The 14,579-nt window shown below is 65.4% G+C and carries 14 protein-coding genes; 9 read left to right on the top strand and 5 right to left on the bottom strand.

All coding sequences use genetic code 11. The annotated features are described in order from the left end of the window. Positions 1-4 precede the first annotated feature (4 nt). Genes ftsE through ABT375_RS10750 form a run of 4 tightly spaced genes read left to right on the top strand, consistent with a single transcriptional unit; the run spans position 5 to position 2,870 of the window. The gene (gene ftsE, locus ABT375_RS10765; RefSeq protein WP_416462405.1) at positions 5-718 is read left to right on the top strand and encodes a cell division ATP-binding protein FtsE; all 714 of its coding nucleotides are present in this window, start codon (positions 5-7) and stop codon (positions 716-718) included. Further along, positions 718-1,623, top strand: coding sequence for a cell division protein FtsX (locus ABT375_RS10760; protein ID WP_261936021.1), 906 nt, complete (start codon positions 718-720; stop codon positions 1,621-1,623). The genes ftsE and ABT375_RS10760 overlap by 1 nt, the downstream gene beginning before the upstream one ends. Continuing rightward, complete coding sequence (locus ABT375_RS10755) at positions 1,620-2,153, top strand: YdcF family protein (RefSeq protein WP_224548241.1); 534 nt, start codon at positions 1,620-1,622, stop codon at positions 2,151-2,153. The genes ABT375_RS10760 and ABT375_RS10755 overlap by 4 nt, the downstream gene beginning before the upstream one ends. Before the next feature lie 9 nt (positions 2,154-2,162). After that, complete coding sequence (locus ABT375_RS10750; protein WP_416462404.1) at positions 2,163-2,870, top strand: lysophospholipid acyltransferase family protein; 708 nt, start codon at positions 2,163-2,165, stop codon at positions 2,868-2,870. Here ABT375_RS10750 and ABT375_RS10745 read toward each other — a convergent pair. Both ABT375_RS10745 and ABT375_RS10740 read right to left on the bottom strand, forming a co-directional pair. Next, a complete protein-coding gene (locus ABT375_RS10745) occupies positions 2,864-3,769 on the bottom strand; it encodes a prephenate/arogenate dehydrogenase family protein (protein ID WP_416462403.1) in 906 nt (301 codons plus the stop codon). The two genes, ABT375_RS10750 and ABT375_RS10745, sit on opposite strands and share 7 nt — an antisense overlap. 4 nt (positions 3,770-3,773) lie before the next feature. Next, positions 3,774-4,895, bottom strand: a complete 1,122-nt coding sequence (locus tag ABT375_RS10740) for a pyridoxal phosphate-dependent aminotransferase (RefSeq protein WP_416462402.1) — start codon at positions 4,893-4,895, stop codon at positions 3,774-3,776. A 481-nt stretch (positions 4,896-5,376) separates the two neighbouring features. Between ABT375_RS10740 and ABT375_RS10735 the strand changes: the two genes are divergently transcribed. From ABT375_RS10735 to metW, 3 genes are all read left to right on the top strand, one after another. Continuing rightward, positions 5,377-5,685 (top strand): DUF3601 domain-containing protein, encoded by a 309-nt coding sequence (locus ABT375_RS10735; RefSeq protein ID WP_416462401.1) that lies wholly within the window; start codon positions 5,377-5,379, stop codon positions 5,683-5,685. A gap of 188 nt (positions 5,686-5,873) precedes the next feature. Next, entirely contained in the window at positions 5,874-7,025 is a 1,152-nt protein-coding gene (metX, locus tag ABT375_RS10730; protein ID WP_416462400.1) for a homoserine O-acetyltransferase MetX, read from the top strand. After that, complete coding sequence (gene metW / locus ABT375_RS10725; RefSeq protein ID WP_224548231.1) at positions 7,022-7,615, top strand: methionine biosynthesis protein MetW; 594 nt, start codon at positions 7,022-7,024, stop codon at positions 7,613-7,615. Before metX ends, metW begins: the two co-directional genes overlap by 4 nt. A gap of 1 nt (position 7,616) precedes the next feature. Here metW and ABT375_RS10720 read toward each other — a convergent pair whose 3' ends face one another. Both ABT375_RS10720 and ABT375_RS10715 read right to left on the bottom strand, forming a co-directional pair. After that, positions 7,617-8,018 (bottom strand): PilZ domain-containing protein, encoded by a 402-nt coding sequence (locus tag ABT375_RS10720; protein WP_416462399.1) that lies wholly within the window; start codon positions 8,016-8,018, stop codon positions 7,617-7,619. A gap of 106 nt (positions 8,019-8,124) precedes the next feature. After that, positions 8,125-8,751: a TetR/AcrR family transcriptional regulator gene (locus ABT375_RS10715; protein WP_224548227.1), complete on the bottom strand. Its 627-nt coding sequence runs from the start codon at positions 8,749-8,751 to the stop codon at positions 8,125-8,127. 160 nt (positions 8,752-8,911) lie between these two features. Between ABT375_RS10715 and ABT375_RS10710 the strand changes: the two genes are divergently transcribed. Together ABT375_RS10710 and ABT375_RS10705 are read left to right on the top strand one after the other, a co-directional pair. Continuing rightward, the gene (locus ABT375_RS10710; protein WP_416462398.1) at positions 8,912-11,218 is read left to right on the top strand and encodes a TonB-dependent receptor; all 2,307 of its coding nucleotides are present in this window, start codon (positions 8,912-8,914) and stop codon (positions 11,216-11,218) included. Between the two features lie 98 nt (positions 11,219-11,316). Beyond that, on the top strand, positions 11,317-12,585 hold the full coding sequence (locus tag ABT375_RS10705; RefSeq protein ID WP_261936029.1) for a spinster family MFS transporter: 1,269 nt from the start codon (positions 11,317-11,319) through the stop codon (positions 12,583-12,585). A 275-nt stretch (positions 12,586-12,860) separates the two neighbouring features. On the opposite strand, the gene ABT375_RS10700 is transcribed toward ABT375_RS10705, so the two are convergent. After that, entirely contained in the window at positions 12,861-14,438 is a 1,578-nt protein-coding gene (locus ABT375_RS10700; RefSeq protein ID WP_261936030.1) for a peptide chain release factor 3, read from the bottom strand. Between the last annotated feature and the right edge of the window lie 141 nt (positions 14,439-14,579).

Below are 14,579 nucleotides of genomic sequence, written 5' to 3'. Positions count from 1 at the left end.
AGACATGCCGGCCATCGTTCAGTTCGAAAATGTCGGCCTGCGCTATGGTCTGGACAGCGAGACGCTTTCCGACGTCAGCTTCTCGCTTGCGGGCGGCGGCTTCTATTTCCTGACCGGCGCATCGGGCGCGGGCAAGACCTCGCTGCTCAAAATCCTCTACCTCGCCCAACGGCCCAGCCGCGGCGTCATCCGCCTGTTCGGGGAGGATGTGGTGACGCTGCCGCGCAAGCGCCTGCCCGGCTTCCGCCGTCGCATCGGCGTGGTGTTCCAGGATTTCCGCCTCGTCCCCCATCTGTCCGCCTATGACAATATCGCCCTGCCGCTGCGGGTTTCTGGGATGGAAGAAGGGGAGATCGACGCCCCCGTGGTGGAGATGCTGAACTGGGTCGGGCTGGGCGATCGTGGCCAGGCGCGCCCCGCCACCCTGTCGGGCGGGGAGCAGCAGCGCGTCGCCATCGCCCGCGCGGTGATCGGTCGCCCGGAAATACTGGTTGCGGACGAGCCGACTGGCAACGTCGACGCCGACATGGCCCGTCGCCTCATGACCCTGTTCGAAGCGCTCAATCGCCTCGGCACCACCATCGTCGTCGCCACCCATGACCTGCCTCTGATCGCGCAGGTGTCGGGCGCGCAGATGATGCGGCTGGACAAGGGGCGGCTTGCCGACCCGACCGGATCGCTGCGCTATCCGCCCCGCCCGCCGCAGGACACGCCGTGATGGCGGCCCGCGCCGATCGCAAGGCCGCTGCCGCCGCGCGCCATCGCCTGCTGCCGGGGGGACGGCTGGCGGGGCCGATGCCCTGGATCATCGCGATCATGATGTTCCTGACCGTGCTGGCCGCCGCCGCCGGCCTGGGCCTTGGCGCCGCCGTCCGGTCGATGAGCGCCGACTTGGCCGGCCGTGCCAGCGTGCAGGTGGTGGAGGCCGACGCACAGGCGCGCGGCCAGCTTGCCGCGCGGACCCTGCAGGCGTTGCGCGGTGCCGATGGCGTGCGCGCCGCCGATCCGGTCGATCCGGCCAAGCTCGCCGATCAGTTGCGTCCCTGGCTGGGGGAGGCGGCGACCAGCGGCGACCTGCCGGTCCCGGCGCTGATCGACGTCATGCTCACGCCCGGCGACAGCGATGCCAAGCTCGATCGCCTGCGCCGCCTGCTCGGCGGCCTGTCGCCCAAGCTGCGGATCGAACCCCATGCCGCCTTTCTCCTGCCGCTCGCCGGGCTGCTGACGGCATTGGGATGGCTGGCCGCCGGGGTCGTGCTGCTGATGATCCTGGCGACCGGCGCGGTGGTGGTGCTGGCGGCGCGGGGGGCGCATGACAGCCATCGCGGCACGATCGATGTGCTGCACCTGATGGGGTCGACCGACGTACAGATCGCCCGCCTGTTCCAGCGCCGCATCGGCCTCGACGCGCTGATGGGCGGCGCGCTCGGCTTTTCCTTCGCGATCCTCGTCATCCTGCTGATCGGCCTGCGGCTGTCGGCGACCGGATCGGATGTCGTCGGCGCGATCAGTCTCGACCCGCGTGGCTGGCTGTTGCTGGCGGCGCTGCCGATCTTCGGCGTCATCTTGGCGACTCTCACGGCGCGCTGGACCGTGCTGCGCGCGCTGGGCCGGGCGCTGTGATCGTCCGCTTCCTGGCGGTCACGCTGCTGGCCTGGATGCTGGGCTTCGTCTGGTTCGCGGTTCTTTTGCCCCAGCCGCTCGATGGTCGTCGAACCGATGCGATCGTGGTGCTGACGGGCGGCGCCGGCCGCATCGATCGCGGCATCGCGCTGTTGCAGGGCGGCGCGGCCAAACGGATGCTGATCTCCGGGGTCGATCGATCGGTTCGCCCTGTCGAGCTGGCGGCGGAGTATAAGACGCCCGAAGCGCTGTTCAGCTGCTGCATCACGCTGGGCCGCGAGGCGATCGACACCCGCTCCAACGGGCTGGAAACCGCGCGCTGGCTGGAACGGCGCGATTACAAGACCGTGCGCCTCATCACCACCGACTGGCATATGCGCCGCGCCGCGCTGGAACTGCGGCAGGCGCTGCCGGGCGGGAAGATCACGATCGTCTATGACGCAGTGCCCAGCCGCCCCAGCCTCACCATATTGGCGCGGGAATATAATAAATATCTGCTCCGCCGCATCGCTGCGCTGATCGGCATCTGAAGGATATCCATGCTGACCGCGCTGCGTTCTCTCTTCTTCATGCTGGCTTTCTATGTCGGCAGCCTGGTCTTCGTGCTGACCGCGATGGCTCTGGGTTCGGTCACCCCGATGATGGTGCAGCGGATTGCGACAGGCTGGAGTCGCTATCATCGCAGTTGCGCGCGCTGGCTGCTGGGCCAGACGGTGCGGGTGGAGGGTGATCTGCCGCTCGGCGCCTATCTCTATATCATCAAGCATGAATTGATGTTCGAGACGATCGATGTGCTGTGCCTCCTCGACCGCCCCGCAATTGGCGCCAAGCGGGAGCTGTTCGACATTCCGCTCTGGGGCCGGATCGCCCGCCTGTACGGACTGATCCCGATCGAACGGGCGGCCGGGGCGAGTGCGCTGCGCGTGCTGCGCGCCGCGGCGAAAGACCGGATCGCACAGGGCCGGCCGCTCTGCCTCTTCCCCGAAGGCACCCGTGTCCCCCATGGCGAAGCGCCGCCGCTCCGCTCCGGCTTTGCGGGCCTCTACAGCCTGCTCGGCCTGCCGGTCGTGCCGATCGCCATCGACAGCGGCCGGGTGTCGCCGCGCGGCAAATTCCTCAAGCGGCCGGGCGTCATCACCTACAAGGTGGGGCAGATCGTGCCCGTCGGCCTCGACCGCAAGGAAGCCGAGCGGCAGGTCCATGCCGCGATCAATGCCCTGAACCCCCCTTCAGCGCTCGATCAGTGAGAGCGGCCGAAGTCGGGCTTGGCGTCGTCCTGGCCCTGTTCGATGATCGACCGGCGAATCGCGCGGGTGCGGGTGAAAAGGTTGAACAGCGCGTCACCGTCATTCCAGCGGATCGCCCGCTGCAAGGTTGACAGATCCTCCGAAAAGCGCTGGAGCATTTCGAGTACCGCGTCCTTGTTTGCCAGGAAGACGTCGCGCCACATGGTCGGGTCCGATGCGGCGATGCGGGTGAAGTCGCGGAAACCGCCCGCCGAATATTTGATAACCTCGGACTGGGTGACATTCTCCAGGTCGCTGGCCGTGCCGACGATGGTATAGGCGATCAGATGCGGCAGATGGCTGGTCACCGCCAGCACCAGATCATGATGCGCCGGGTCCATCGTCTCCACGTCCGCGCCGACCCGCCGCCACAGTTCGGCGACGCGCTCCACCGCAGCCGGATCGGCCTCGGCGGGCGGGGTGACGATGCACCAGCGGCCCTTGAACAGGGTGGCGAAGCCCGCTTCCGGTCCGCTATTCTCGGTCCCCGCGACCGGATGCGCCGGGATGATCGTCCGCCCCGGCAGCGCGGCGCTCAACTGCGCCAGTACGTCGGCCTTGCACGACCCCACATCGCTGACGATCGCATCGGCGGGCAGGTCGTCGGCAAGCTCTGCCGCCGCTGCGCCCATGGCGCGGACCGGCACGCACAGCACCACCAGATCGGCATCCGTCACCGATGCCCCGGCCGTGTCGGTGATGTCGTCGCACAGGTCGATCCGCCGGGCGATGTCGCGCACCGCCGGGTCGGCGTCATGGCCGGTGACGCGCACGGTCGGCATGTCCGCCCGGATCGCGCGGGCGAGCGAGGAGCCGATCAGCCCCAGGCCGATGATGGTGACGCGGGCGAAGGGCAGCATTGCGTCAGGCTTCTTCCGCCATGGCGCGCAGCTTGGCCGCGACGGCGCGGGTCTGCGCCTTGGTGCCGATGGTGATGCGCAGGCCGTTGGGCAGGCCCTGCCCCGGCAGCCAGCGGGTGGCATAGCCTTCGTCCCACAGCCCCTTCATCGCGGCCTCTGCGGTCAGCTTGCCGTCGAACAGGATCAGCAGGAAATTGGTCTTGCTCGGCACGACGCGCAGGCCGTGGTTGGACAGGGCCGCAACCTCACCCGCCAGCCATTCGCGCCATCGGGCGGTGTGGGTGCGGCTGAACGCGACCCATTCGCTGTCGTTGATCGCCGCGACGGCGGCAGCCTGTCCGGCCGTCGTCACATTGAACGGCGCACGAATGCGGTGGAGGATGTCGATCACATCCGCACTGGCATAGCCCCAGCCGATCCGTTCGGCCGCCAGGCCGTGGATTTTGGAGAAGGTGCGGGTGACGAAGATGTTCGATGCGGTCCTGGCCAGTTCGAGGCCGCCATCATCCTCGTCCGCGTCCAGATATTCGGCATAGGCCTGGTCGAGGACGAACAGGATATCGGGCCGCAGCCCGGCGTGGAGGCGGGCGATCTCTTCGCGGCTGGTCATGGTGCCGGTCGGATTATTGGGGTTGGCGAGGAAGACCACCCTGGTCTTGTCCGTCACCGCGGCGAGCAACGCATCGACGTCGGTGGCGTAATCCTTGTCCGGCGCGATCACCGGGGTCGCGCCGACGCGCCGCGCGGCTATGTCGTAGACGGCAAAGCCATAGCGGACATAGAGAATCTCGTCGCCCGGCCCGGCATAGGCGGAGGCGGCGATGTGCAGCAGTTCGTCCGAGCCGGTGCCATAGATGATCCGTTCGGGATCGAGCCCATGGACCGCGCCGATCGCCTCGCGCAGCTTCGTCGCGCCCGGATCGGGATAGGTGGCGAGGTCGGCGGTGGCGGCGACGAGGGCAGCACGCGCGGCCGCACCGGTGCCCAGCGGATTTTCATTGGCCGAGAGCTTGATCAACGGCCGGCCATCGTCGGCCGCGGCCTTGCCCGGCACATAGGCGGAAATGCCGAGAATCCAGTCCTTGGGGGCAGGTTTTGTAGCGGGGTTCGCAATAGTCTCTGTCATGGGGCGCGGCTTTAGCGGCTTCCGCGCCAAAGGCAAAGTGGCAGACCATGTCGCCTTTTCGGCGCACCAAAAGCGAAGTTCACACCGTCGTGGGGTATTTCGGGCAAAAAGCGACTGCGAAGCTTCCGCGAAGCTCCCCCAAAGCCTCGCCAAAGTAACTGGCGGGTCACTCTCGCGCGCGTGTTGCGCGCCGGTGACGCGCCGGTCGCGCGTCCTGTGGGCAAGGGCGCGGTAGCCGGGGGGTGCGTAGGGGCGGAAAAGCGGTTCCATTTATCAGGATAGACCAGAGATTATCCTACATTGGAAGCCTGTTGAAACGGCGCATCGGCGATGGCGAAGCCGCTGGTCTGGCGCGATCGAAGCCGGACTTTTTTGCTTCCGTTCGGGAGGGAGATGTCTTGAGGCGACCACTTTTCGACGTTTAAACGATCCAGTTCTAATCCCGATTGCGGACATGGGCGGGACAGCATAACCCCGCCTCATGATTGGACCGCATCCCTTGGGACATTGGACAGGCGCAGGCAGTAAGCCAGCACTCCAGCACTTGGCCGCTAATCGTCGATATATGGTTGTTTCAGAGTTTGTCGATTTCGACGGATACGTTCACAGACAAGGCGAGGCATGGACCTTTCTTGGTGCCAGCTTCCTACCCTATGACGATGGGCAGTCACTTTTCGTTTCACTGGATGGCAAATCTGAGTGGCATATCCGCCTCCAATGGCGACCTGATGCGCAGGGGCACATACTGGATCATTTTGAGCGATACGTTCAACTAGAGGAAGTCCGCTAACACGCTCTACAGAGCATTTAGCAGCCATTCCGCTTCCCACCCAAATCGGCCATCCCTTCAGCTTTTTTTGAAGACGGCAAAGAGCCAAAAAAACCGACATTCGGCCACCCACCTATCCACGCCCCGCCGCGCAAGATCAACCGCTCCGATTGACAGGGCCGGGTCGCGGTCCTAGCGCCGCTCAGGTCATGGCCAGCGTTCCCATCAGCGAAAACAGCCGTTTCGGCCTGCGCCGGCAGGTCCGCCTGGCCGGTCCGCTCCACCTTTCCAGCGGCGCCAGCCTTGGCCCGGTCGACATCGCCTATGAAACCTATGGCGCGATGAATGCGGACAAGTCCAACGTCATCCTGATCTGCCATGCGCTGACCGGCGACCAATATGTCGCGTCCGACCATCCCGTCACCGGCAAGCCGGGCTGGTGGTGGCGGCTGGTGGGCGCAGGCAAGCCGGTCGATCCGGCGCGCCATTTCATTATCTGCTCCAACGTCATCGGCAGTTGCATGGGCTCTTCCGGCCCGGCCAGCGTCGATCCGGCGACCGGCGACCCGCACGCCATGCGTTTTCCGGTGCTGACCATCGCCGACATGGTGCGGGCGCAGGCGGCGTTGCTGGACCATCTGGGGGTGGACCGATTGGCGGCTGTCATCGGCGGTTCCATGGGCGGGATGCAGGCGCTGACCTGGCCCACGCTGTTTCCCGACCGGGTCGAAAGCTGCATCGTGATCGCCTCGACCGCGCGGCACAGTGCGCAGAATATCGCCTTTCACGAGGTCGGGCGGCAGGCGATCATGGCCGATCCGCACTGGCGCGGCGGCGACTATTATGCCGATGGGCAGGTGCCGAGCGCCGGGCTGGCCGTGGCGCGCATGGCCGCGCACATCACCTATCTGTCGGAAGCCGGGCTGACCGAGAAATTCGGGCGCCGATTGCAGGGGCGGCCGGAAAATCCCAATGGGGCCAAGACCTTCGGCTTCGACGCCGATTTCCAGGTGGAAAGCTATCTGCGCCATCAGGGGCTGAGTTTCGTCGAGCGGTTCGACGCCAACTCCTATCTCTACATCACCCGCGCGATGGATTATTACGACATCGCCGACGATCATGGCGGATCGCTGGCCAAGGCGTTCGCCGCCACCAAGGCGCGCTTCTGCCTCGTCAGTTTCGATACGGACTGGCTTTATCCCACCGCCGAATCGCGGATCATCGTCCATGCGCTCAATGCGTCGGGCGCGCAGGCCAGTTTCGTCGAACTGTCCAGCCCGTTCGGCCATGACGCCTTCCTGCTGGAATGCCCCGAACTCAACCGGGTCGTGGACGGTTTCCTGAAGGGCGGGCGGGCATGAGCGAGACTTTGCGGCCGGACCTCGCCCTGATCGCGCGGACGGTGCGGCAGGGCGCGCGCGTGCTGGACGTGGGTTGCGGCGACGGCGCGCTGATGGCGGCCCTGCGCGACAATGCCCAGGTGGATGCGCGCGGGCTGGAGATTGACGGGTCGAATGTCGCCGCCGCCGTGGCGCGAGGCCTGTCGGTGGTGCAGGGCGACGCCGACGCCGATCTTGGCTATTATCCCGACGCCAGTTTCGACTATGCGATATTGAGCCAGACGTTGCAGACCACGCGGCGCCCCGATCTGGTGGTGGAGGAATTGCTGCGCATCGGCCGTCAGGCGTTCGTCTCCTTCCCCAATTTCGCGCATTGGCGCGGGCGCATATCGTTGCTGTGGGGCGGACGGATGCCGGTGACGCGGCTGCTGCCCGACACCTGGTACGACACGCTCAACATCCATCATGTCACGGTCGACGATTTCCGTGCGCTGGTGAAGGAGCGGGGCTGGACCATCGATGGCCAATGGTTCCTGAAGGGCGACAAGGAAACCACCCACGCCAACGCCAACCTGTTCGCCGAACATGCGGTGTTCCTGCTGCGCAAATAGCCTAGCGTCCCGACTCCGCCAGGCGCAGGCCGAAAGACGCGGTTCGGCCGCGTGGCGTGTGGCGCTGGAAATGCGTCAGTCCCGATGTGAGGGCGGCGGCGTAGACGGGGCGGTCAGGGGATTTGCGCCCGGTCGCCTTCAACACCGATTCGACATCGACCGGTTCGTCGAAGGCCATGCCGAAATGGCGATCTGCGGTCCACACCACACGGCCCGGCATCGCCGTCTCGCCGCGCGTGACGACGATGCGGGCGCCGACGCCGGGCGATTTGCCCTGAATGCGCGCGCCGCCTTCGGAAATGTCGCGGATGCGCACGATCTGCGTGGCGGAGAGCGGTTCGCCCAGATTGAGATGGGCATCGATGAAGACGTTGGCGCGCCTGGCGCGCGGGGGGAAGTCCATGATCCTTCTCGCTTGATGTTGCACCAAGGGGAGGAGTCCTGAACGTGGCGGGTGGTTGCAACGGTCGCGCCGATCCGGGCCGCCGGCGCGACGGACGGTGGATTCGTCAGCGTTGTGGGCCGATCCCCTTTTCCACCAGCGCATTGGCGATCGCGGCGATCTCATCGGCCGGACGGCTGTCGTCCCACACGCCGTAGCGGAGGCCCAGAAACACGTTCATCCCCATGATCGCCCAGGCATGGACCTCCTCCACGTCGGCGCGGACGTCGCCCTTGTCCGCGGCCGCGCGCAGCCGTCCGGCCATGCGGCTGGCGGTATTTTCATAATGGGCGCGATAGGCGGCCTGATCGACAAATTCGGCCTCGTCGATGATGCGGTAGATTTCCTTGTGCGCGCGCGCGAACTCCAGGAAGCTCAACAGGCCGATGCGTTCGGCGTCGATGCCGTCGCGCGCGGTGGCGATGCGGGGGGACACATAGTCGCGCACCTGCCCCGACATGTCGGCCACCAGCGCGCGGAAGATGTCGTCCTTGGTGTCGAAATAGGTATAGAAACTGCCCAGCGCGCACCCCGCGCGGCGGGTGATTCCGCTGATCGACCCGTCATGGAAACCCTTTTCGCCAAATTCCGCCGCCGCCGCCGACAGCAGGGCGCGGCGGGTGCGTTCGCCGCGGGCGGTGCGCGGCGTCTTGTCGTCCTTGACGCCGTCTGCCGCCTTGCCGTTTTCGGTCATGCCCTCTCCCGTAATCCTGTGTTCTTTTTGCCGCATCGCGATGCTCTCGTCACAGACCTCTTATTTGAAGTTGAAAGATGGTTCAACTTTCATTATCGAATCGGGCAAGACAGGAGCGACCCGGCGAACCGGGCGCGTTTTTTTCAGGAGAGGACAGCCCATGAAGGCCCATCAGACCATCCGCGCTCTTGCCCTGGCGTCCGTCGCCTGGAGCGGCTGCGTCGCGCTGCCGGCGCTGGCGCAGGACAGCGCGCCGGCTGCCGATACGGGCACCGACATCGTCGTCACCGCCCGCCGCCGCGAGGAAAGCCTGCTGAGCGTGCCGATCGCCGTCAGCGCCTTTTCGGGCGAGACGCTGGAGCGCAGCGGCGCGATCGACATTACCGACATTTCCAACGTCACCCCCAACACCACGCTGGAAAATTCGCGCGGCACCAATTCGACGCTGACCGCCTTCATCCGCGGCGTGGGCCAGCAGGACCCGGTGCCGGGGTTCGAGGCGGGGATCGGCCTCTATCTGGACGACGTCTATCTCAACCGCCCGCAGGCGTCGGTGCTGGATATCTACGATGTCGAGCGGATCGAAGTGCTGCGCGGGCCGCAGGGTACGCTTTATGGCCGCAACACGATCGGCGGGGCGATCAAATATGTCACCAGGTCGCTGCCCGACCAGTTCTCGCTCAAGCTGCGCGGCACCTATGGCAGCTATGACCAAGCCGACGGCGTCCTGACCGTCAGCACGCCGATCAGCGACCTGATCCGCGTCGGCGGGTCGGTGGCGCGGCTGTCGCGCGGCGGCTTCGGCGACAATCTCACGCTGGGCATCGAGAATTACAACAAGGATGTCTGGGCCGGGCGCGGCACGCTGGAGATTGGCGGCAACGGCCAGCCGGTGCTGATCCGCATCTCGGGCGACTATACCCGCGACAAGTCCAATGCCCGCAACGGCCATCGGCTGATCCCCGGCCTGATTTCCGGCGCGCCGGTGCTGGACGACGTCTATGATACCCGTGCCGGCCTCAACAATCCCAAGCAGGATGTGAAGGCCTATGGGCTGGCGATGAACATCACCGCCGAACTGTCGGATCATGTCACGCTGCGCTCGATCAGCGCCTGGCGCAAGGACACCAGCTATACACCGATCGATTTCGACGCGCTCCCCGCGGTCGATGTCGACGTGCCCGCCGTCTATCGCAACGAGCAACTGAGCCAGGAATGGCAGCTTCTCTATGAGAGCGACCGGGTGAAGGGGCTGGTCGGCTTCTATTATCTCGATGCGAAGGCGGCGACGTCCTTCGACGTGCTGCTGGGCCTGACCGGCGCGACCATCGGCCTGCCGGGGTTGAACGGCTATACGGCGGGCGATGTGCGGACCGACACCTGGTCGGTGTTCGGCGACTTCACCTTCGACTTCACCGACCAGATCAGCCTGTCGGTCGGGGGGCGCTACACCAACGACAAGCGCTCGGCCTATATCCTCAAGCAAAACCGCATCAGCGGCACCTCGCCGGAATTTGGCGGCGCCGCCCCGATCGTGATCGCCACCGCGACCAATTTCCGCGGCGACCGCACCTTCAAGGAATTCACGCCGCGCGCGTCGCTGAGCTACAAGCCCGCGCCCGACCAGATGGTCTATGCCTCCTACTCCAAGGGGTTCAAGGGCGGCGGCTTCGACCCGCGCGGATCGGGCACGTCGGCGCCGGACAGCAATGGCGACGGGGTGCGCAGCTATCAGGAAATATACGACTTCCTCTCCTTCGACCCGGAAAAGGTCGACAGCTATGAAGTCGGCTATAAGGGGTCGTTGTTCGACCGCCGCCTGAGCCTGAGCGTCGCGGGTTTCTACGCCAACTATAGCGACGTGCAGATTCCCGGATCGGTTGGCTGCACCGTGGGCGGGGTGCAGAGCTTCTGCGGCATCACCACCAATGCGGCCAAGGCACATATCAAGGGGATCGAGGCGGAAGCCAACGCCCTGCTGGCGCGCGACTTCGCCGGGGCCGGGTCCAGCCTGCGCTTCGTGGGCGCTCTTGGCTATGTCGATGCGCAATATAAGCGCTTCATCGGTCCGGCGGGGAACGATGTTTCGGACATCCGCACCTTCCAGAATACGCCCAAATGGACGGTGTCGGGCACGCTGAGCGGCGGCGTGGCGATGGCGGGCGGGTCGCTCGACCTGTCGACCACCCTGTCCTATCGCAGCCTGACCCACCAGTTCGAAGTGCCGATCCCGGCGCTCGACCAGCCGGGCTATGCGCTGTGGGACGCCAGCATCGTGTGGACGTCGGCCGACGATCATTATTCGCTGGGGCTGCACGGCAAGAACCTGACCGACAAGCAGTATATCACGTCGGGCTATAATTATCAGTCGGCGACGGGCGTATCGACGCTGGGGCGCGAGGGCGTGCTGACCGCCTTTTACGGCAATCCGCGGCAGCTGTTCGTGACGGGCTCGGTCAAATTCTGATCATCGTCCAATCCGTCCTGTTCGGTTCGCGCTTGTCGAGAACCCACGCACAACGCTTCTCGACAAGCGCGAACTGAATGGAGATGGGTGAAAGCCTTATGACCGACCGATCCACCTCTGCCGCCGCGCCTGCCTCCCCCGCCTATCGTGGCATCGTGCTGGCGATGTTGCTGCTCGTCTATACGTTCAACTTTCTCGACCGGCAGATACTGGGCATCCTGGCCGGACCGATCAAGGCGGAGCTGGGGCTGAGCGATACGCAGCTCGGCGCGCTGGGCGGGATCGCCTTTGCGCTGCTCTATTCGACGCTGGCGATCCCGCTGGCGTTGCTGGCGGACCGGACCAGCCGGACCTGGGTCATCACCGTCAGCCTCGCCATCTGGAGCGGCTTCACCGCGCTTTGCGGGATCGCGAGCAGCTTCACCCAGATGTTCCTGTTCCGCATCGGGGTGGGCGTGGGGGAGGCGGGCGGCGTCGCGCCCTCCTACGCCGTGATCAGCGACTATTTTCCCGCGCATCAGCGGGCGCGGGCGCTGTCCATCTATTCGCTCGGCATTCCGCTGGGGTCGGCCGGTGGCGTGCTGCTGGGCGGCTATATCGCGCAGGCGGTGGAGTGGCGCACGGCGTTCATCGCGGTGGGGATCATGGGCATCCTGATCGCGCCGGTCTTTCGGCTGGTGGTGCGCGAACCGGCGCGGCCGGTGCAGGCGGCCGATGCGGTGCCGGTGTCGGCGGTGTTCGGCATATTGGCGGCCAAGCGCAGCTTCTGGTTCCTGGCGCTGGGCGCGGCGTGCAGTTCGATGTGCGGCTATGGCGTGGCCTTCTGGCTGCCCAGCCTGCTGATGCGCAGCTTTGGCCTGGACATATTGGGGGCGGGGCAGTTTCTGGGTGGATTGCTGCTGATCGGCGGGGTGGCGGGCGTGCTGCTGGGCGGCTGGCTGGGCGACGCCATGGGTGGCAAGGACAAGGCCTATTATGCCTGGGTGCCGGCGGTCAGCTATGTTGTGGGGATGCCGCTGTTCGTGGTGGGCGTGCTGTCGGGTAGCGTGGGTTTTGCCTTTGCCCTGTTCCTGATCCCGCAGGCCCTGGTCTATGTCTGGCTCGGCCCGGTGCTGACCGCGGTCCAGCATCTCGTCCCCGCCCATATGCGGGCGAGTGCGGCGGCGAGCTTCCTGTTGATCAACAATCTGGTCGGGCTGGGGCTGGGGTCGTGGAGCGTGGGGGCGCTGTCGGATGCGCTGACGCCGACCTATGGGGCGGAGGCGCTGCGCTATGCGATCGTCGCGGCGCTGGGCTTCTACCTGCTCGCCGGGCTGTTCATGGCGCTCGCGGGCAAGGCTTTGCGCAAGGATTGGGTGGCGGCGTAACGCCACATCCTGTTCGGGCTTCGACTTCGCTCAGCCATACCCTTCGACAAGCGCAGGGCGAACGGAAAAGACGTGGGTGCAGCGGAGGTCGGGCCACCGTTTGAGACAGGGAGTGCGACAGTTGCAGCGATAGGATGGTTTTCGTGAATGGGCGGAAGCAATGGCGCCATTCATGATTTTTGTGCACTAGTAGATATGTGGTGGGTTCCCGCGAAAGCGGGAACCCAGCTCTGCCGTTGGAACTGGGCTTCCGCCTTCGCGGGAGCACGTTGTTTTTAACGCTCTTTCGTCGCGCTGAACTTCACCTTGGGGTGGCGTTCCTGCTGGTAGCCGATGTCCCACGCGCTGCGGGCCATGAAGACGAGATTGCCGTCGCGGTCCTTGGCCATGTTGCTGACATTATGGCCGACCAGTTCCTTGACTGCCGCATCGTCGCCGCTGATCCAGCGGGCAGTGTCGAAGGGCGACTGTTCGAGGCCTGCTGCGACCTTATATTCGGCTTCCAGGCGGGATATCAGCACTTCGAGCTGAAGCTGGCCGACGACGCCGACGATCCAGTTGCTGCCGATTTCCGGATAGAAGACCTGAATCACACCCTCTTCCGAGAGGTCGTCCAGCGCCTTGCGCAACTGCTTCGTCTTGGTCGGGTCTTTGAGTTGGACGCGACGCAGGATTTCCGGCGCGAAATTGGGCAGGCCGGTGAAGCGCAGGCCGGGCTTTTCGCTGAGCGTATCGCCCACGCGCAGCGCGCCATGATTGGGGATGCCGATGATGTCGCCGGGAAAGGCTTCGTCCGCCAGTTCGCGGTCCTGCGCGAAGAAGAGGATCGGCGAGTGGACCGCAAGCGGCTTGCCCGATCCCGACGGCGTCAGCTTCATGCCGCGTTTGAACTTGCCCGAGACGAGGCGCATGAAGGCGATGCGGTCGCGGTGCATCGGGTCCATATTGGCCTGCACCTTGAAGATGAAGCCGGTGACTTCGTTATTCTCCGGCTCGATCGCGGCGGGTTCGGCCGGTTGGGCGCGTGGCGGCGGGGCGTGCTGGCCGAGCGCGTCGATCAGTTCGGTGACGCCGAACAGCTTCAATGCGGACCCGAAATAGACCGGGGTCAGGTCGCCTGCGCGATAGCGATCAAGATCGAAATGGGCATAGCCGCCCTGCGCCAGTTCGGCTTCCTCGCGCAGTTTTTCCAGCGCGTGGGGCGAGAGATGATCGGCCAGTTTCGGATCGTCCAGGCCGCTGAACTGGTGGCGGGTGCCGTCAAATTCCTTGGACGGGCCGGTGGGCTGCATCAGGCGGTTGGTGGCGAAGTCGTAGATACCTTCGAACTCGCCGCCCATGCCGGCGGGCCAGCTCATCGGGCAGACGTCGAGCTGGAGCTGGTCGGCGACCTCGTCCAGCAGGCCGAAGGTTTCGCGGCCTTCGCGATCGACCTTGTTGACGAAGGTGATGATGGGGACGTTGCGCAGGCGGCAGACTTCGAACAGCTTGCGGGTCTGCGGCTCGATCCCCTTGGCCGCGTCGATCACCATGACGGCGGAGTCGACGGCGGTCAGGGTGCGATAGGTGTCTTCCGAAAAATCTTCGTGGCCCGGCGTGTCGAGCAGGTTGAAGGTGATCGTCTCGCCATCGCGGGTGCGTTCGAACGTCATGACCGAGGAGGTGACGGAGATGCCGCGCTGCTGCTCGATCTTCATCCAGTCGGAGCGGGCGCGGCGGTTTGCGCCGCGCGCCTTGACTTCGCCCGCGAGATGGATGGCGCCGCCTTCCAGCAGCAGCTTTTCGGTCAGCGTGGTCTTGCCGGCGTCGGGGTGGGAAATGATCGCGAAGGTGCGGCGGGATGGGATGGTCATGATGATTTTCTAACCGAAATAAATAAACCCGTTCGGGCTGAGCGAAGTCGAAGCCTGCCACTGAGCGGAGCGAAGTGCCTTCACTTCGTTCAGGCGTGCCCTTCGACTTCGCTCAGGGCGAACGGAAACTGAAAAGCGCCC

It is taken from the genome of Sphingomonas sp. VDB2, assembly GCF_047946695.1.
GTDB classification, from domain to species: domain Bacteria; phylum Pseudomonadota; class Alphaproteobacteria; order Sphingomonadales; family Sphingomonadaceae; genus Sphingobium; species Sphingobium bisphenolicum.
The sequence above is the reverse complement of the archived record's forward strand: the minus strand, read 5'-3'. Positions and strand labels throughout refer to the sequence as shown.